This window comes from Kandleria vitulina DSM 20405 (assembly GCF_000702065.1).
Taxonomy (GTDB): Bacteria; Bacillota_I; Bacilli_A; order Erysipelotrichales; family Coprobacillaceae; genus Kandleria; species Kandleria vitulina.
Window position 1 is genome coordinate 33,684 of record NZ_JNKN01000015.1, and the last position, 15,614, is coordinate 49,297.

Genomic DNA, 15,614 nt, shown 5'->3' on the forward strand with positions numbered 1-15,614 from the left:
TGATAGTTTTTGAAGGAGTGAGGCAATGATGAAAAGAAAATACTTTTTCTTTGATATTGATGGGACATTGGCAGTAGGGCAACCAGGAAGACAATATATTCCTGAATCTACTAAATATACATTAGAGAAATTAAAAGAAGCAGGACATTTTGTGGCTATTGCAACAGGAAGAAGCTATGCGATGGCTAAAGAGATGATGGAAAATATGCATTTCCATAACATGGTCAGTGATGGGGGGAATGGTATTACCATTGAAGATCAGCTGATAGGCATTGAACCATTAAACTTTGAAGACTGTGTAGCCTTAATTGAAGAATGTCAGGAAAAGAATATTCCCTGGGCTTTTTCTCCAGATAATAAAGTCAGACGATTAGCACCTGACGATCGTTTTTATGAAGCAACTCATGATTTTTATATGAAAACGAAACGTGTAGAACATCTTAATCCCCGTGATTATGATCAAATCTATAAGGTCTATATCGCTATTGAGAAGGAAGATGAGAATAAGCTGAAGACTTTGAATCTTGTACCGTGGGTCAGGTTCCACAAAGAATATATCTTTGTCGAACCTAGCGATAAAGCAAAAGGAATAAGAAAGATGGTTGAGCACCTTCATGGCAACATTGAAGATGTTGTTGTCTTTGGTGATGAAAAGAATGACTTATCAATGTTTAAGAATGAATGGACTTCTATTGCAATGGGAAATGCGATTGATGAACTAAAGGAAAGGGCAAGCTATGTCACAACATCATGTGATCATGATGGAATCTACAATGCTTGTGTACATTTTGGGTGGATCAAGGATGAATTATAAACTTATTGCAATGGATATGGATGGTACATTGCTTGACTCTCATAAAGATATTCTGCCTTCTTCTTACAAGGCAATGAAGAAAGCTGATGAACAAGGCGTCTATGTTTGTCTTTCTACTGGAAGAGGTCTTAAGGAATTGAATGATTATCAGGAAGAACTTGAGACATTGAGCTATGGCATACTCTTAAGTGGGGGATGTCTTTATGATTTCAAGAAGAATGATTATATTTATTTAAGAAGCATGGAAGATGAACTTGTAAATGAAATCATCTCTATGGCTACTAAGAAGGATGTATTGATACAGCTTCTTACTAAAGATGATACTTTTGTTTATGGTTCTCATCTTAAAGATATTTCATATTATCGTATGGGTGCTTATCAGGATCTATTTGATCGTGTATCTGTCCCTGTTGAAGATATGAAAGAATGTATTAGATATCATCAAGGGGAAGTCATGAAGATTTGTATTTATCATATTAACGATAAAGAAAGAGAAATGACTTATAATCAGTTAAAAGATTATCCACTTACTTTAGCTTATTCAGATGAAACATCAATTGAAATATCACCGTTGGATACTGATAAAGGAAATGGATTACTGAAGCTTTGTGAGCTCATTGATCTGCCTATTGAAGAAACTATTGCGATTGGTGATTCTTACAATGATGAAGGCATACTCAAGAAAGCAGGGTTATCTGTCGCTATGGAGAATGCCTGTACAGAGATCAAAGAGATTTCTGATATTATTACAAGAGATAATGATCATGATGGAATCAAGGATATCTTTGATTTATACTTGAAAAGACCGTGAGTTTCACGATCTTTTTTGATTCTAGGTATTATTGTTGATAATGGAATAGAATCATTATGAAAGAGCTCGTTAAAGACTAGAAGAAATAAGACAAGCTATTCATGAAGTGATTGAAGCAGCTGGCAGATGCCTATATTTTGGAAAGGAGGAAATATTATTCATTTTATGGCCACAAAAAGCATATTGGCATTTATTCTGGTGAACATTTTTCTAATAGACTGTCTTAATATGAGACAGCTAAGGGGATAATCAGAATCTATCATGATGAAGTACTTCCTCATAAACGCATTTAAGATATAGTAAAATGGGAAAGAAGAATAATTATGATAGATATATTGAAAAAGAGATTTACTGAAAACAAGGAAAGACATTTAGGTATTTCATTTGAAGAAGTAGAAAAGAAGCTTACTCCTAAAATATTGCATTCACTTACAATGATGGAAGAAGCGGAAAAGATGGGGGTTCGTCTTATGAATGAAGAAGAATATCGTTATCTTCAGACATTACATCTAACTGGGTTGTGACACCTGAAAGAATTCGTTGTCTTGGTGGTGCTATTTTTTGTGAACGTAGGTACAATGAAGTTTTTACATTTCATAATGTAGCTGATAGCCACTATAGTTCACGTGGCTTTCGCTGCATAGTTGAACTTTAAGGAGGATATATGGTTATAGTATCTGAGGTGTTTATTATTTACCTTTTGTTAATAAGTGTTGCTTATTCCTTTTTGATGGTGCTATTGACTGATTATTTCATCAAAAATAACAGCTATAGAAAAGCAGTCTTACTGATTGTTCTTGCTTTTCTGTTAGCTGTTGCTTATGCTGGTTATCTTCTTGTAATTACACTAAGTACATCTTTTATGACGAATTTATCTATCTTAATGTTTATTTTAATCTTTTTGATATTGTGCCTTCCTCCTTTTTTATCGTTAGTGGTTTTTATAACCAGGAAGAAACACTGATTATATTTTTGTTAATGCACTAATCACTGAAATGACATATTGGGAATTATAGTCTGCATTTTCCATGTAGGCATAATAGCTGCCATAGATCATGTAGGAAAACATGATATGTTTTTCAGGATTATTCTGATATTCTGGTCTTAGTGAGAAAAAGAGTTCTGTCAATGATTGATGAATCTTATCAGGAAGAGCACTACGACGACTTCCGGAGAAGAGGGTATGAATCAATTCATTGTATTCCTGATAGGATTTGAAAACTTCTTCTGTAAATATATCAGTGTGATCGATAGCTAATTCAGGATGTCGAATAGATTTGGTGATCTTTTCGACAATGATGTCTTCTACCTGTTCACAAAGATCAAAGATGTCCTGATAGTAGACATAGAAAGTTGATTTATTGATATTTGCGTTTTTGCATAAAGAAACCACTGTCATTTTTTCAATGGGAGTGGTTTTTCTCATGTCGATATAGGTATCAATAATGGCCTGCTTACTTTTGGGATTTTTCATATAAATCCGACACATTTCTATTTTTGTCTATTTTTAGACGTTTAAAAATAATTGGTGGTGTCGCTTTCATCTCCTTTAATATATAGTATAAAATGAAAATAGACAGTTGTCTATAATAGGAGGTTATTATGGATTTTAATGCATTTTATAATGGTCAGGAATTTGAAGCTTATCGCTATCTTGGGGCACATACTCAAGATCGTGGTGTTATCTTTAGAACCTATGCACCTTCAGCACATCGTGTAAGTGTCATCGGTGAATTTACAGATTGGCGTGAAATTCCAATGGAAAGAGTCGGCAATGGACAATTCTGGGAAGTATATGTCAAAGATGCGGCAGTAGGACATATGTATAAGTATCGTGTTCATCATGGAGGATCTTTTGTGGATCATTGTGATCCTTATGGTTACTTAGCAGAAGTAAGACCAGCCAATGCTTCTATTGTTTATAATAATAAGAACTATGTTTTTCATGATAATGAATGGTGTGCATCACGTCATGATCTACAGAATGAAAAGTTGAATATCTATGAACTTCATTTTGGATCTTGGAAAAAGAAGGGGCTTGAAGAAACAGATTGGTACTCTTATAGAGAAATGGCTGATCTCTTGATTCCTTATGTTAAGGAGATGGCTTATAACTATATTGAGATTATGCCACTTAATGAATATCCTAATGATTTATCATGGGGATATCAGCCAACAGGCTTTTTTGCACCTACATCACGTTATGGCAAGCCTGATGATCTACGTTATTTTATTGAACAGTGTCATTTAAATCATGTCGGAGTTATTCTTGATTTTGTACCAGTACATTTCGCTATTGATGGTTTTGCATTAAATAACTTTGATGGAACACCTCTTTATAATTATCCAAATGATGCAGTAGGAAAAAGTGAATGGGGGACATGTAACTTCCAGCATTCACGTGGTGACGTGTGTTCATTCTTAAATTCTTCTGCTTATTACTGGCTGAATGAATTCCATTTTGATGGATTAAGATTGGATGCAGTTGGTAATCTTATCTACTGGCAGGGTAATTCTCAAAGAGGAGAGAACAGAGAAGCGATGAAATTCCTTCAGACATTAAATAGGGGACTTAAAGAACGTATTCCTCATTGTTTGTTGTTTGCGGAAGATTCTTCAAGCTATCAGGGTGTTACTGCACCTATTGAACAGGGTGGATTAGGCTTTGATTATAAATGGGATCTAGGCTGGATGAATGATACTTTGGATTTCTTCAAGAAGACTCCTGAAGAAAGAAAGGAACATTATCATAAGCTTACTTTCTCGATGATGTATTTCTACAATGAACATTTTATCTTGCCATTTTCTCATGATGAAGTTGTTCATGGAAAAAAGACCATCGTAGATAAGATGTATGGTTCTTATGAAGAAAAGTTTGCACAGGCAAGAGCTCTATATCTTTATATGTATGCTCATCCTGGAAAGAAACTTAACTTTATGGGAAATGAATTTGGACAGTTAAGAGAATGGCATGAATATCGTGAACAGGATTGGACATTGTTGCATTATCCAATGCATCAGTCATTCCATCAGTTCCATAAAGATCTTATTCGCTTGTATAATGAACATGATGCATTCTATCAGAATGACTTTAATGAAAAAGGTTTTGCCTGGATAGATTGTCAAAAAGAAGAACAGAGTCTTTATGTCTTTAAAAGATGCAGTGAGGAAACATTGATCTTCTTCTTCAATTTTTCTGATGCACCTCAAGATTATCTTTATGAAGAAAAAGGAAAGCTCACTTGCTTGTTGAATACAAATGATCATATCTATAGTGGACAAGGAGATCGTATTGATCATATTGAAACAGGCGATAATATCACTATTCCAGCATATACAGGAATGGTCTATCAATTACAAGATTAACAAAATCAATCACATTTTTATTCGATAATTCTTCACTATTCTAGATAATAGAAAGTGAGATGAATAACATGAGACAAAACAAATTAATGCACATTCTTATCGCAATCATGATTGTAGGAGGGACCGGCAGCGTATTAACAACAGCCATTATGCCATCTGGCAATAAGACAGTTGAACATATGCATATGAATGGCGGCAATATGCCAAACACGTTGCCAGGCAATGGAGACAATCAGAATAACAGCAATTCTAACAATTCTAATGATAATTCTTCAAACAATTCCTCAAATAATTCTTCAGGTAACACAACCACTACTGTAACTGCTGAAACTACGACAGTTTCCACAGCTGTTGGTGGAGGCAGTGTAGGAACACGTTTTGTGGAATTATTAAGAGATTTATGCATCACATTCTTTACTGGATCCACATTAATGTATCTATATCTTAAATTTAAAAATGATCCTCAAAAAGAAAACTATCAGTTTGTAAATACTGATGCAAATTATTATCAGCCATACCATGAAAACAATGTGCAAATGAACAATGAAAACAATATGAATGAAGAAAAGCAGGATTAGTTTCCTGCTTTTTATATGGACATTATTAAGAACTATAAGCTATAGATTAATAAATAAAAAAAGAAGAATTAACAAAGTCCTGTAGACTTTCTTAATTCTTCTTTTTACTTTCATACAAATAAAGGTTGTTCATTTTTGAAAATTCTATGATCGGTGGTAGTTGCTACATAGTAAAGTGAACCATCTTCCGGTAAGATGTAAATTTCTAATGAATCAATAGATTTTAATGTAATATCTGAGGCTTTTAAATGTAATTTAATAATTTTTTTAATGTCTTGCACATTGGCAATAAATGAATTTGTTTGTATCTGAATGTTTGGTACCATAGCAATTCCCCCTTTTATTTATAATAGCAAAAATAATACTTTTTGCAATGGGCTTTCATAATAATAATGAAATGAATCATCAACGAAATTGAAAATTGAGTATTCTTAGTATAAAATAGTAAAAAATAAGGAGTGTATTATGAGTAAGTATTTAGAACATGCAAAAACTTTAAGAGCAATTGTAGAACCACATTACAATTGTGCACAGGCTGTCCTTGTTCCTTTTGCTAGGGATGCAGGATTAACTGAAGAAGCAGCCTATGATTTTTCAAGAAACTTTGGTGGTGGAATGAAAATGGGGAGCGTCTGTGGTGCTATCACAGGTGGATTAATGGTTTTAGGATTATTTGGTGTAGATGATCCAAGAAATATTGGTGCTTATTATCGTCATTTTAAAGAAGAACATAACAATTGCTTAAATTGTGTAGATCTATTAAAAGCAAGCAGAGAACGTGGTGAAGAAAAGAAACCACATTGTGATGGAATGGTTTATGAAGCTATTGAAGTAGTAGAAGCTATTCTTAAAGAAAAAGGCAAACTGTAATGATTGAAAAGTTAAGAAAGTATAAGCCATATAATGAACAGGAAGAAAAAGATGTAAAAGAGATGATCAGACGTTTAGAGAATGGGGAAGAACTATTTCTTCGTGATAATGTGTCTGCTCATTTTACTGCTTCTGCCTGGGTTGTTTCACCTGGTCGTAAAAAGGTATTGATGGCTTATCATAACATCTATGATTCATGGGCTTGGCTTGGTGGTCATGCGGATGGTGAACATGATCTTCTGAAAGTGGCTATCAAGGAAGTTAAAGAAGAAAGCGGACTAGATGTCAAACCAGTAAGCGAAGATATTTATTCAGTAGAGATTCTTTGTGTTGATGGACATATTAAAAATGGACAATATGTGTCTTCACATTTACATTTTAATGTTACTTATCTTCTAGAAGGTGATGATAAGCTTCCAATTAGAAATAAACCAGATGAAAACGAGGCAGTAGCCTGGTTTGATCGGGAAGAAGCTATTGAAAAATCACGTGAAGAATGGTTTAAGAAAAATATTTATAGAAAACTTAATGATCAATTAAAAGGCGCATAAGCGCCTTTTTCTTTACTTTTAAAGTTCATTTGTTATAATGAAGATACCCATAGGGGGTGTAGGAGGTAAAGATGAAAAAGAAATTCGATGTTATGGGAATGACCTGCGCTGCCTGTGAAGCACATGTCACAAAGAGCGTAAAGAACGTTGATGGAGTTCTTGATTGTCAGGTTAATCTTCTATCAGAAAACATGGAAGTCAATTATGATGAATCAAAGATTTCTTCTGAAGATATTATTCAAGCTGTAAGAAAAGGTGGGTATGATGCCCGTTTACAAGATGAAGAGATTCATCAGGATATGAGAACTTCTATTGAAAAAAGAAATGCGAAAAAGGATGAAGAGTTGCGTAAGCAATTTAAAGATCTGATTCTATCATTTTTATTTATGATTCCACTGTTTTATCTTTCAATGGGATCAATGATGCATTGGCCTGGTATTCCTTCGATATTCTTAGGTCATGAGAATATGATGATCTTCGCATTAACTGAAATCCTATTGCTTATTCCGATTGTATTTATTCATAGAAAAAGATTTATAGGAGGATTTCAATCACTTCTTCATGGAGCACCTAATATGGATTCCTTGATAGCGATTGGCTCTTCTGCTTCAATTGTTTATTCATTATATTCAGTTTATATGATGGCATATCATATGGGACGATTTAATTTAGAAGCAGCTCATGATTATCATATGAATCTCTATTTTGAATCAGCCGCAATGATTCTTACTCTTATTGGGCTAGGCAAATATTTCGAAGCCAGAAGCAAAAAGAGGACAAGTGATGCAATCAATGCCTTGGTGGAGCTTGCACCAGAAAATGCGGTGGTGCTAAGAAATGGAGAAGAAACAGTTGTTTCTATTGAAGATATCAATATCAATGATCATATCGTTGTAAAGAGTGGAGAAAGTATCGCAGTAGATGGCAGAATCATTGAAGGTCATGCAAGCGTTGATGAATCCATGATTACTGGTGAATCAATTCCCGTTGATAAAAAAGAAGGAGATCTTGTTATTGGATCTACTATCAATAAGAGTGGGCGTATTGTTGTTGAAACATTAAAAACAAATGATCAGTCAACCTTGTCACAGATTATTGCCTTGGTAGAAGAAGCAGGAAACTCTAAAGCACCTATTGCCAGAATGGCTGATGTTATTTCAGGATACTTTGTTCCAGTCGTTATCGCTATAGCAATAGTGACATGCATTACTTGGATGATGCTAGGAGAAAGTTTCCATTTCGCATTGACAATGGCTATCTCTGTCCTTGTGATCTCTTGTCCTTGTGCATTAGGGTTAGCTACACCAACAGCCATTATGGTGGGAACAGGTAGAGCAGCTAAACTTGGCTTGCTTGTAAAGGATGCAGTTGCATTAGAAACCTTAAGCAAGATTGATACCATTGTCTTTGATAAGACTGGTACATTGACAAGAGGAACACCTCATGTCTCTGATGTAGAAATCTACGATGAACGTTTTTTATCTTATGCTTATTCTCTTGAATCTCATTCATCCCATCCATTGGCAGAAGCTATTGTTCATTACCATGATGAAGAACTCTTTAATGTTAATGAGTATGCAGAAGTACCTGGTGGGGGTATTACAGGAATAATCAATGATGTAATGGTCATTGGTGGCAATAAGAAAATGATGGAATCCCATGGTATACTTGTTCATGAAGAAAAAGACTATTCTAGTGAAGGCAAGACTGTCATTTATTTTGGTATTGATGGAAAGTATGCTGGACTATTTGCCTTACAGGATGAATTAAAAGAAGAAGTCAGCGATGTGATCGTTGAACTTAAGAATAGACATATTCAATCCTTGATGTTAACAGGGGATAATGATCGAACAGCTAAAGCTTTAGCTTCTAAGCTTAATATTGATTACAAGGCAGAAGTATTGCCTGCTGATAAAGAGAAAGTCATTTCTTCTCTTCAAGATGAAGGCCACATTGTCGCAATGGTCGGTGATGGCATCAATGATGCGCCAGCCTTGATGAAAGCACATGTTGGTGTATCTTTCACTAGTGGATTAGATATTGCAATCGAATCTGCAGATCTTGTACTCATGAAAAATGATATGATTGATTTAGTTAATGCCCTTGATCTTTCACATGCGACAATGACGAATATTAAAGAGAACCTTTTCTGGGCTTTATTTTATAATGCAATCTGTATACCTGTCGCATGCGGTGTGTTCTATCCTTTATGGGGATGGAAACTTTCACCAATGCTTGGAGCACTAGCTATGAGTTTCTCTTCAGTTTTTGTGGTGTCGAATGCATTAAGACTAAGATGGTTCAAGGTGAAAAAGGAAAGTGTAAAAAGAAATGAACATGTTATAAATACAGATGTTTCTGTAATTGATAAGAAATCTCTAGGAAAGAAGGATAAGACAATGAATAAAGAAAACTGTGATAAGATCGTTAAGATCGAAGGTATGATGTGTGAAAAATGTGTTAAGCATGTATCTAATGCATTGAATGCTATTGAACATGTAGAAGCACATGTTTCACTAGAAAACAATGAAGCATATCTTCAAGTCTTTAATCATACTGTAACTGATGAAATGATCAAGAATGCGATTGAAGAAGCAGGATATGAATTTAAGGGTATTTGCATCAATCACAAATATGATCAGAGTGATTATGATAAAGTCATTATAATTGAAGGTATGATGTGCAAGATGTGTGAAAAGCATGTCAATAAAGCCTTGAATAAACTTGACGGTGTAGAAGCAGATGTTTCATTGTTTGAAGGCAAGGCTTATGTTAAGCTTCAAAGTGTAGTTGATGATGAAGTATTAAAGAAAGCTATTGAAGATGAAGACTATAAAGTCTTATCAATTGAGAAAGCATAGGTGATTGTATGCAGGCAGATGCAAAGAAAGTATTGCGTTATCTAAAGACCGCAAGAGGACAGATTGATGGCATCATGAAAATGATTGAAGATGATCGCTATTGTATTGATATTTCTACACAGCTTATGGCGACACAGGGATTATTGAATAGAGCCAATAAGGAAATACTGTCTGAACATATGCGTCATTGTGTGAATGAAGCAACACAGGAAGATGTGCGTGAAGAGAAAATTGAAGAGATGATTAAAGTCATTGATAAACTTGTTAAATAGAGACTGCAAAAAATGCAGTCTCTTTTTTGGAATATATAGATAATAATTTGTTATATATAGACCTCGTTTTCAATAATGGGAAGATAATTGAATATTTAGAAAAGGTATGCTATTAAAATATTAATAGGAGGAAGAGATGGAGGATTATAGTTTATTAAGTGATAAAGAGAGAGATGCCCTTGATTATATTTTAAAACATAAAAAAGAAGTGCTTTATATGAGTATGCGAGAACTTGCTCATCAAAGTCATGTATCAACAGCTACGATCAATCGCATGGCGCATAAATTGGGCTATATGAATTTTGTGGCTTTTAAACATTCGCTTAAACAGAAAACAATTGTTGATATGTCCTATGACAGTCATGAGATTATTTCTTGTTTAAATGGTTTAGAAGAAGATTACTATGCGGATAAACTTGATGAGATGGCTTCTATTTTATATGAAGCTGATTTTATTATGATTTATGGCATTGGCTATAGTGGCTATGTCGCTAAGTATGCGTCTCGTCGTTTTATAGATGCGGGCAAGATTGCCTGGGCGACCAATGATCCATTTTATTATAATCATTCTCTTAAAGGTCATCGGGTGAATCTGTTTATTTCCATTTCCGGAGAAACAATTGAACTTGTTGATATCCTGAATGTCTGCAAGAGTGAATATCCTGATTCAGTGTCTTTATGTATTACAGCTAATATGAATTCGACATTAGTACATATGTGTGATTATGCTATTGCTTATCCTTTAAAAATGAATCTTCGTGATCTTATTAATAAATCTTCTCAAATTGTAAACATGGCTATTATTGAAAAGCTCGCTTTTCATTTGCATGAGATGTCACAAAATGTAATAAAATAGTTACAAATTTAAGAGAATGAATGCTGATTAATGAAGGTTTGAACATCTTTCTTTTTTGTGGATTATTTATTATGATAAATATGTCGATAAAAAAGAAAACGTTTTCAAAAAGGAAAAGGAGATGTCACATTCATGGATAAAATGCAGAATTTCATGGAAAAATATTTTGTTCCTTTAGCTGCTGTCATTAACGGTCAACGTCATGTTGCAGCAGTTAGGGATGCTTTCACATTAACCTTCCCACTTACAATGGCAGGTTCAATTGTTTTACTTATCAATTACGTTTTTCTTGATCCAAGCGGATTTGTTGCTTCATTATTACATCTAGATAAACTGATTCCCAATTTAGCAAGTTATCAGTCTATTTTATCTTCGGTTATTAATGGTACAACAAATATTATCGCATTGATTATTGCTTTCCTTGTTGCTTATCAGCTAGCACAGGAAATGAAGGGTGATTCAGTGTTATGTGGTATTACTTCACTTGCTGTATATTTCATCTTATATCCTGGTGCAAAGGATTTTGCAGATAAATCTGGTTCAGGTCTATCTACTACATATTTTGGTGCTCAGGGATTATTCGTAGCATTGATCTTTGGATTAATCACTGCTGAAATTTTATGTCGATTAGGACGCTGTGAAAAATTAAGAATTAAGATGCCGGATATGGTACCACCTGCAGTAGCGCAGTCATTTAATTTATTGATTCCTATCATGATTGTTATGGCTTTATCTGGAGTTGTTAACTTTGTATTCTCACATGTTACTACTGATGGTATTCAAGTTATTATTTATAACGCTATCCAGTCACCAATGACTTCGTTAGGTAACTCAATGGGTACAATTCTTGTGTTTGTTGTGGTTCAGCAGTTCTTATGGGTATTAGGTATTCATGGTCCAAATACATTAAGTGCTTTACGTTCAGTTATTTGGGCAGAACAAGGAAATGCCAACTTAGTCTATGTTGCTCATCATGGTTCAGCTTGGGGTTGTCCTTATCCTGTAAACTTCACATCTATCAATGATGCCTTTGGCAATGGTGGTGGATCTGGTGCAACTTTAGGATTGATTATTGCAATCTTTATTGTAGGACGTAGAAATAAGACACAATATTCTATTGCTAAAATGTCACTTCTTCCAGGGATTTTTAATATTAATGAACCAATTATTTTTGGTCTTCCTATTGTCATGAATCCAATGTATCTGATTCCATTTATCTTGACTCCAATTGCTTGTGATATGATCGGATACTTTGCTGTCGCGATTGTAAAGATTATTCCGCCGATTGCTTATTCAGTAGCCTGGACAACACCTGAAGTGCTTACGCCATTCTTAGGTTCAGGAGCCAATAACTTTATGTCCCTAGTTGTTGGCGTGCTCTGTCTTGGTGTGTCAGTACTTATTTATTTGCCATTCGTCATGGCCAGCAACAAGGCAGCCTTAATGAAAGGTGCTAAGGAAAGCGAGAGCTAAAAATGAATCAGGATTTCTTATGGGGAGGAGCTGTTGCCGCCCATCAGGTAGAAGGTGCCTATAGGGAAGGTGGCAAGGGACTTAATCTCGCAGATATGATGAGTGCTGGTAGTGTTAATTCACCACGAATTATTACACGAAAAATTGATGCACATTGTTATTATCCTAACCATGAGGCCATTGATTTTTATCATCATTATAAAGAAGATATCGCTTTATTTCATGAAATAGGATTTAAATGTTTTAGAACATCAATTTCATGGGCACGTATCTTTCCCAAAGGGGATGAAAAGACACCCAATGAAGAAGGGCTTATCTTCTATGATAATCTCTTTGATGAACTATTAAAAAATGGAATACAGCCTATTGTAACATTATCCCATTTTGAAATGCCTTTTGCCTTATGTGAAAAATATGGCGGATGGCGCAATCGAAAATTGATCACTTTCTTTGAAAATTTTGTTCGTACATGTTTAGAACGCTATCATGAAAAAGTAAAGTACTGGATGACTTTTAATGAAATCAACAATCAGACAAACTATAATTCTGATGGTGCAGTTTTTACAAACAGCGGTATTATTTTTGAAGAAGGTGAAGATCGTGAACGCATTGTTTATCAGGCAAGTCACTATGAGCTTGTCGCTAGTGCCAAAGCAGTTGCCATTGCCCATCAAATAGATCCAAGTCTTAAAATTGGCTGCATGATTGCTATGACACCCATTTATCCTTATTCCTGTGCTCCTTCTGATATGCTTAAATCATTAGGAGCAGCGCATAAGCGCTTTTGGTATATGGATGTTCAGACACGTGGAGTTTATCCTGCATATATGAAAACATTCTTTAAAAGAAAAGATTTTCATTTAGATATAACAGATGAGGATTTAGAAATCATTAAGAATGGCTGTGTTGATTATATCGGCATTAGTTATTATATGTCATTCGTTTTGAAAGGCGATTCTGATGTTAATCTTGATTATGATGAATCCAATGATCTATGTGATAATCCTTATCTTTCTTCTACAAAATGGGGGTGGCCCATTGATCCTGATGGATTGCGTTACGCCTTGAATAGAATTGAGGATCTTTATCATCTTCCTATTTTCATTGTTGAAAATGGATTTGGGACAGTGGATCTTCTAGAAAATGGAACAGTCCATGATCAATCACGTATTGATTATCTTAGAATGCATATTCAATCTATGAAAGATGCTATTGAAATAGATGGAGTCAATGTGATTGGCTATACAATCTGGGGATGTATTGATTGTGTTTCATTTTCAACAGGGGAAATGAAGAAGCGTTATGGACTCATATATGTTGATAAGAACAATGATGGAACAGGTTCACTAAGACGATTTAAGAAAGATTCTTTTTACTGGTATAAACAAGTTATTTCTTCTAATGGTGAAGATCTGTAGAAATTATTCATAATGAGGAGAGTTTAAGATGAACAAATTACTTTTAAGTTTACGTAATCGTAAGCCCAATAAAACAAGCCTGATACGACGATTTATCGCCTATGCAATTGACTGGTATCTTGGAAGTGTCATTTCATCATTACCGTTGATGATTATTTATTTGATGCTACATCCACAGGCTAAAAAGATTCCTAATCAGCTATCGTTATTTTCTTTCCCAACAAATATTATAGTAGGAATTCTCTGTCTTGCTGTAGCCTTTGGTTATTACTACCTGCTTCCTTTATTTTGGCACACTCAGACATTAGGAAAAAAGATAACACGTATTAAGGTTGTAGACTATGATGGCAGTGAAGTTACACCTGTACAGCTATTTGTCAGACAGATTATTATGATGACATTAGTAGAAGGGTCGCTCTTTACATCCACAACAACAATTCATCAGATGCTTTCCTCTATAATTAATATTAAATATGTTTCAATAATCAGCAGATTTGGATTATGTATTAGCATTGTTACAATTATTCTTCTTATTATCACAAATTCGCATCAGGCATTGCATGATCTCGTTGCTCATACAATGGTTGTATCTGCATCTCAAGAGTAAAGAAAGGAACTATGAAATCATTAAAGTGATTTCCAATTAGAGATTTATGAAGACTTTAGAAAAAATGAAATATCTTAGTGATTTAGAATTAGAAATATACCAATATATAATTGCTCACCGATCACAGGTCATCAGCATGAAACTTAAAGATATTTCAGAAGCCATTCATGTCTCTCCAGCCATGATTACCCGTGTGGCCAAGAAACTAGGCTATGATGGATTTGCGGAATGGAAAGTTGTTCTAAAGACAGATGAAGGCGTCTATGTCAAACCTAATGAAACTAGCTTAACCTACATTTTCGATTTCTTTAATCGTATAGATTCAAGCGAATATGATGATATGATCCGTTCAGCCGCAAAAATGATTGCTCAATCAAGTGAAGCTGTCTTTTATGGTTTAGGTATTTCAGGTGCAATTGCTAATATGGGTGCGCTTGTCTTAAATCGCTGTGGCAAGAAAGCTTATTGTATTACAGAATTTTCTAATCGCTCGGATGGCATTTATACTGGAAAAGAAGTTGGGGTGATTTTATCTGTTTCAGGAGAAACGCCCGAAACCATTCAGGTGATGACATTCTTAAAGCAACAGGGGGTAAAGATCATCGCCATCACGAATGTCAATACTTCTTTAGTTGCCAAGCTTGCGGATATTTCTATCTGTTATTATATTCCCAATTATCGTCGAGATGACCATGTTTCTACGGCTACTCAAGTTCCTGTTACTTATATTATTGAATCAATTGCCAATGAATTAAAAAACTTTGGCGTTATCTGATTGTCAAAAGGGGCTGACCCAGTAAAGTGATTTATGGATAATCACTGAGCTGGACCAGCTCTTTTTTTCTTTCTTTGACTCCCTACAGCCAGATAAAATCTGTTTACGGGCATTCAGACATAAAAAAACACCCATTTTTGGGCGCAATATCCCTATATAGCTGTGAATAACGTTTTTCAGTATGTGAATAACTGTTCTAGCAGCACTTCATGCTTTCTTCGCTCGGCTTTCTTTTACGAATCATATTGTGATATTTCCTGATATTGAATCCGATTGCGACCATGAATATCTCAAAAGATACATTGGAATTGCCTCTTCGTCGTAATCTGTCATATCCGTAGTCCTGCTTGATGATTCCGAAT

18 protein-coding genes are annotated in these 15,614 nt (G+C 34.7%); 15 read left to right on the plus strand and 3 right to left on the minus strand.

Going from position 1 to position 15,614, the window contains the following annotated elements; genetic code table 11:
• Positions 1-25 precede the first annotated feature (25 nt).
• From T513_RS0105185 to T513_RS12655, 4 genes are all read left to right on the plus strand, one after another.
• Positions 26-814, plus strand: a complete 789-nt coding sequence (locus T513_RS0105185) for a Cof-type HAD-IIB family hydrolase (RefSeq protein WP_035876714.1) — start codon at positions 26-28, stop codon at positions 812-814.
• On the plus strand, positions 804-1,625 hold the full coding sequence (locus T513_RS0105190; protein ID WP_029070560.1) for a Cof-type HAD-IIB family hydrolase: 822 nt from the start codon (positions 804-806) through the stop codon (positions 1,623-1,625). Before T513_RS0105185 ends, T513_RS0105190 begins: the two co-directional genes overlap by 11 nt.
• A 323-nt stretch (positions 1,626-1,948) precedes the next feature.
• Positions 1,949-2,149, plus strand: a complete 201-nt coding sequence (locus T513_RS12420) for a DUF4256 domain-containing protein (RefSeq protein WP_029073206.1) — start codon at positions 1,949-1,951, stop codon at positions 2,147-2,149.
• Positions 2,146-2,280 (plus strand): DUF4256 domain-containing protein, encoded by a 135-nt coding sequence (locus T513_RS12655; RefSeq protein WP_201783592.1) that lies wholly within the window; start codon positions 2,146-2,148, stop codon positions 2,278-2,280. Before T513_RS12420 ends, T513_RS12655 begins: the two co-directional genes overlap by 4 nt.
• Before the next feature lie 309 nt (positions 2,281-2,589).
• Here the strand turns inward: T513_RS12655 and T513_RS0105205 are convergent, their stop codons facing one another.
• A complete protein-coding gene (locus T513_RS0105205) occupies positions 2,590-3,099 on the minus strand; it encodes a TetR/AcrR family transcriptional regulator (RefSeq protein ID WP_051551186.1) in 510 nt (169 codons plus the stop codon).
• Between the two features lie 128 nt (positions 3,100-3,227).
• On the opposite strand from T513_RS0105205, the gene glgB reads away from it, so the two are divergent.
• Together glgB and T513_RS12170 are read left to right on the plus strand one after the other, a co-directional pair.
• A complete protein-coding gene (gene glgB / locus T513_RS0105210) occupies positions 3,228-4,991 on the plus strand; it encodes a 1,4-alpha-glucan branching protein GlgB (protein WP_031589266.1) in 1,764 nt (587 codons plus the stop codon).
• Positions 4,992-5,059: 68 nt separating this feature from the next.
• Positions 5,060-5,569, plus strand: a complete 510-nt coding sequence (locus T513_RS12170; RefSeq protein ID WP_029071219.1) for a hypothetical protein — start codon at positions 5,060-5,062, stop codon at positions 5,567-5,569.
• A gap of 110 nt (positions 5,570-5,679) precedes the next feature.
• On the opposite strand, the gene T513_RS0105220 is transcribed toward T513_RS12170, so the two are convergent.
• On the minus strand, positions 5,680-5,895 hold the full coding sequence (locus T513_RS0105220; RefSeq protein ID WP_029071220.1) for a DUF6465 family protein: 216 nt from the start codon (positions 5,893-5,895) through the stop codon (positions 5,680-5,682).
• A 139-nt stretch (positions 5,896-6,034) separates the two neighbouring features.
• Here T513_RS0105220 and T513_RS0105225 point away from each other — a divergent pair, with 139 nt between their 5' ends.
• The 9 genes from T513_RS0105225 to T513_RS0105265 all read left to right on the plus strand — a co-directional run bounded on the left by T513_RS0105225 (position 6,035) and on the right by T513_RS0105265 (position 15,252).
• Positions 6,035-6,439 (plus strand): C-GCAxxG-C-C family protein, encoded by a 405-nt coding sequence (locus T513_RS0105225; protein ID WP_031589267.1) that lies wholly within the window; start codon positions 6,035-6,037, stop codon positions 6,437-6,439.
• Positions 6,439-6,990, plus strand: a complete 552-nt coding sequence (locus tag T513_RS0105230; protein ID WP_031589268.1) for an NUDIX hydrolase — start codon at positions 6,439-6,441, stop codon at positions 6,988-6,990. Before T513_RS0105225 ends, T513_RS0105230 begins: the two co-directional genes overlap by 1 nt.
• 71 nt (positions 6,991-7,061) lie before the next feature.
• Positions 7,062-9,851 (plus strand): heavy metal translocating P-type ATPase, encoded by a 2,790-nt coding sequence (locus T513_RS0105235; protein ID WP_035876717.1) that lies wholly within the window; start codon positions 7,062-7,064, stop codon positions 9,849-9,851.
• Between the two features lie 8 nt (positions 9,852-9,859).
• Positions 9,860-10,123: a metal-sensing transcriptional repressor gene (locus T513_RS0105240; protein ID WP_031589271.1), complete on the plus strand. Its 264-nt coding sequence runs from the start codon at positions 9,860-9,862 to the stop codon at positions 10,121-10,123.
• Positions 10,124-10,259: 136 nt separating this feature from the next.
• Positions 10,260-10,979: a MurR/RpiR family transcriptional regulator gene (locus T513_RS0105245; protein WP_031589272.1), complete on the plus strand. Its 720-nt coding sequence runs from the start codon at positions 10,260-10,262 to the stop codon at positions 10,977-10,979.
• Positions 10,980-11,111: 132 nt separating this feature from the next.
• Positions 11,112-12,452 carry a PTS sugar transporter subunit IIC gene (locus T513_RS0105250; RefSeq protein WP_031589274.1) on the plus strand — a complete coding sequence of 447 codons (1,341 nt, stop codon included), beginning with the start codon at positions 11,112-11,114 and terminating at the stop codon, positions 12,450-12,452.
• A gap of 2 nt (positions 12,453-12,454) precedes the next feature.
• Positions 12,455-13,870 carry a 6-phospho-beta-glucosidase gene (locus T513_RS0105255; protein WP_031589275.1) on the plus strand — a complete coding sequence of 472 codons (1,416 nt, stop codon included), beginning with the start codon at positions 12,455-12,457 and terminating at the stop codon, positions 13,868-13,870.
• A gap of 28 nt (positions 13,871-13,898) precedes the next feature.
• Positions 13,899-14,477: an RDD family protein gene (locus tag T513_RS0105260; RefSeq protein ID WP_031589278.1), complete on the plus strand. Its 579-nt coding sequence runs from the start codon at positions 13,899-13,901 to the stop codon at positions 14,475-14,477.
• A gap of 46 nt (positions 14,478-14,523) precedes the next feature.
• Positions 14,524-15,252 carry a MurR/RpiR family transcriptional regulator gene (locus T513_RS0105265; protein ID WP_031589279.1) on the plus strand — a complete coding sequence of 243 codons (729 nt, stop codon included), beginning with the start codon at positions 14,524-14,526 and terminating at the stop codon, positions 15,250-15,252.
• A 196-nt stretch (positions 15,253-15,448) separates the two neighbouring features.
• Here the strand turns inward: T513_RS0105265 and T513_RS11975 are convergent, their stop codons facing one another.
• The gene (locus tag T513_RS11975) at positions 15,449-15,607 is read right to left on the minus strand and encodes a transposase (RefSeq protein ID WP_080703116.1); all 159 of its coding nucleotides are present in this window, start codon (positions 15,605-15,607) and stop codon (positions 15,449-15,451) included.
• Between the last annotated feature and the right edge of the window lie 7 nt (positions 15,608-15,614).

Coding starts and splice junctions, on each gene's coding strand:
- T513_RS0105250 (WP_031589274.1), top strand. CDS start 11,112: ATGGATAAAATGCAGAATTTCATGGAAAAATATTTTGTTCCTTTAGCT.
- T513_RS0105225 (WP_031589267.1), top strand. CDS start 6,035: ATGAGTAAGTATTTAGAACATGCAAAAACTTTAAGAGCAATTGTAGAA.
- T513_RS0105260 (WP_031589278.1), top strand. CDS start 13,899: ATGAACAAATTACTTTTAAGTTTACGTAATCGTAAGCCCAATAAAACA.
- T513_RS0105240 (WP_031589271.1), top strand. CDS start 9,860: ATGCAGGCAGATGCAAAGAAAGTATTGCGTTATCTAAAGACCGCAAGA.
- T513_RS0105265 (WP_031589279.1), top strand. CDS start 14,524: ATGAAGACTTTAGAAAAAATGAAATATCTTAGTGATTTAGAATTAGAA.
- T513_RS0105245 (WP_031589272.1), top strand. CDS start 10,260: ATGGAGGATTATAGTTTATTAAGTGATAAAGAGAGAGATGCCCTTGAT.
- T513_RS12420 (WP_029073206.1), top strand. CDS start 1,949: ATGATAGATATATTGAAAAAGAGATTTACTGAAAACAAGGAAAGACAT.
- T513_RS0105190 (WP_029070560.1), top strand. CDS start 804: ATGAATTATAAACTTATTGCAATGGATATGGATGGTACATTGCTTGAC.
- T513_RS0105255 (WP_031589275.1), top strand. CDS start 12,455: ATGAATCAGGATTTCTTATGGGGAGGAGCTGTTGCCGCCCATCAGGTA.
- T513_RS0105220 (WP_029071220.1), bottom strand. CDS start 5,895: ATGGTACCAAACATTCAGATACAAACAAATTCATTTATTGCCAATGTG.
- glgB (WP_031589266.1), top strand. CDS start 3,228: ATGGATTTTAATGCATTTTATAATGGTCAGGAATTTGAAGCTTATCGC.
- T513_RS0105185 (WP_035876714.1), top strand. CDS start 26: ATGATGAAAAGAAAATACTTTTTCTTTGATATTGATGGGACATTGGCA.
- T513_RS0105205 (WP_051551186.1), bottom strand. CDS start 3,099: ATGAAAAATCCCAAAAGTAAGCAGGCCATTATTGATACCTATATCGAC.
- T513_RS0105235 (WP_035876717.1), top strand. CDS start 7,062: ATGAAAAAGAAATTCGATGTTATGGGAATGACCTGCGCTGCCTGTGAA.
- T513_RS12170 (WP_029071219.1), top strand. CDS start 5,060: ATGAGACAAAACAAATTAATGCACATTCTTATCGCAATCATGATTGTA.
- T513_RS0105230 (WP_031589268.1), top strand. CDS start 6,439: ATGATTGAAAAGTTAAGAAAGTATAAGCCATATAATGAACAGGAAGAA.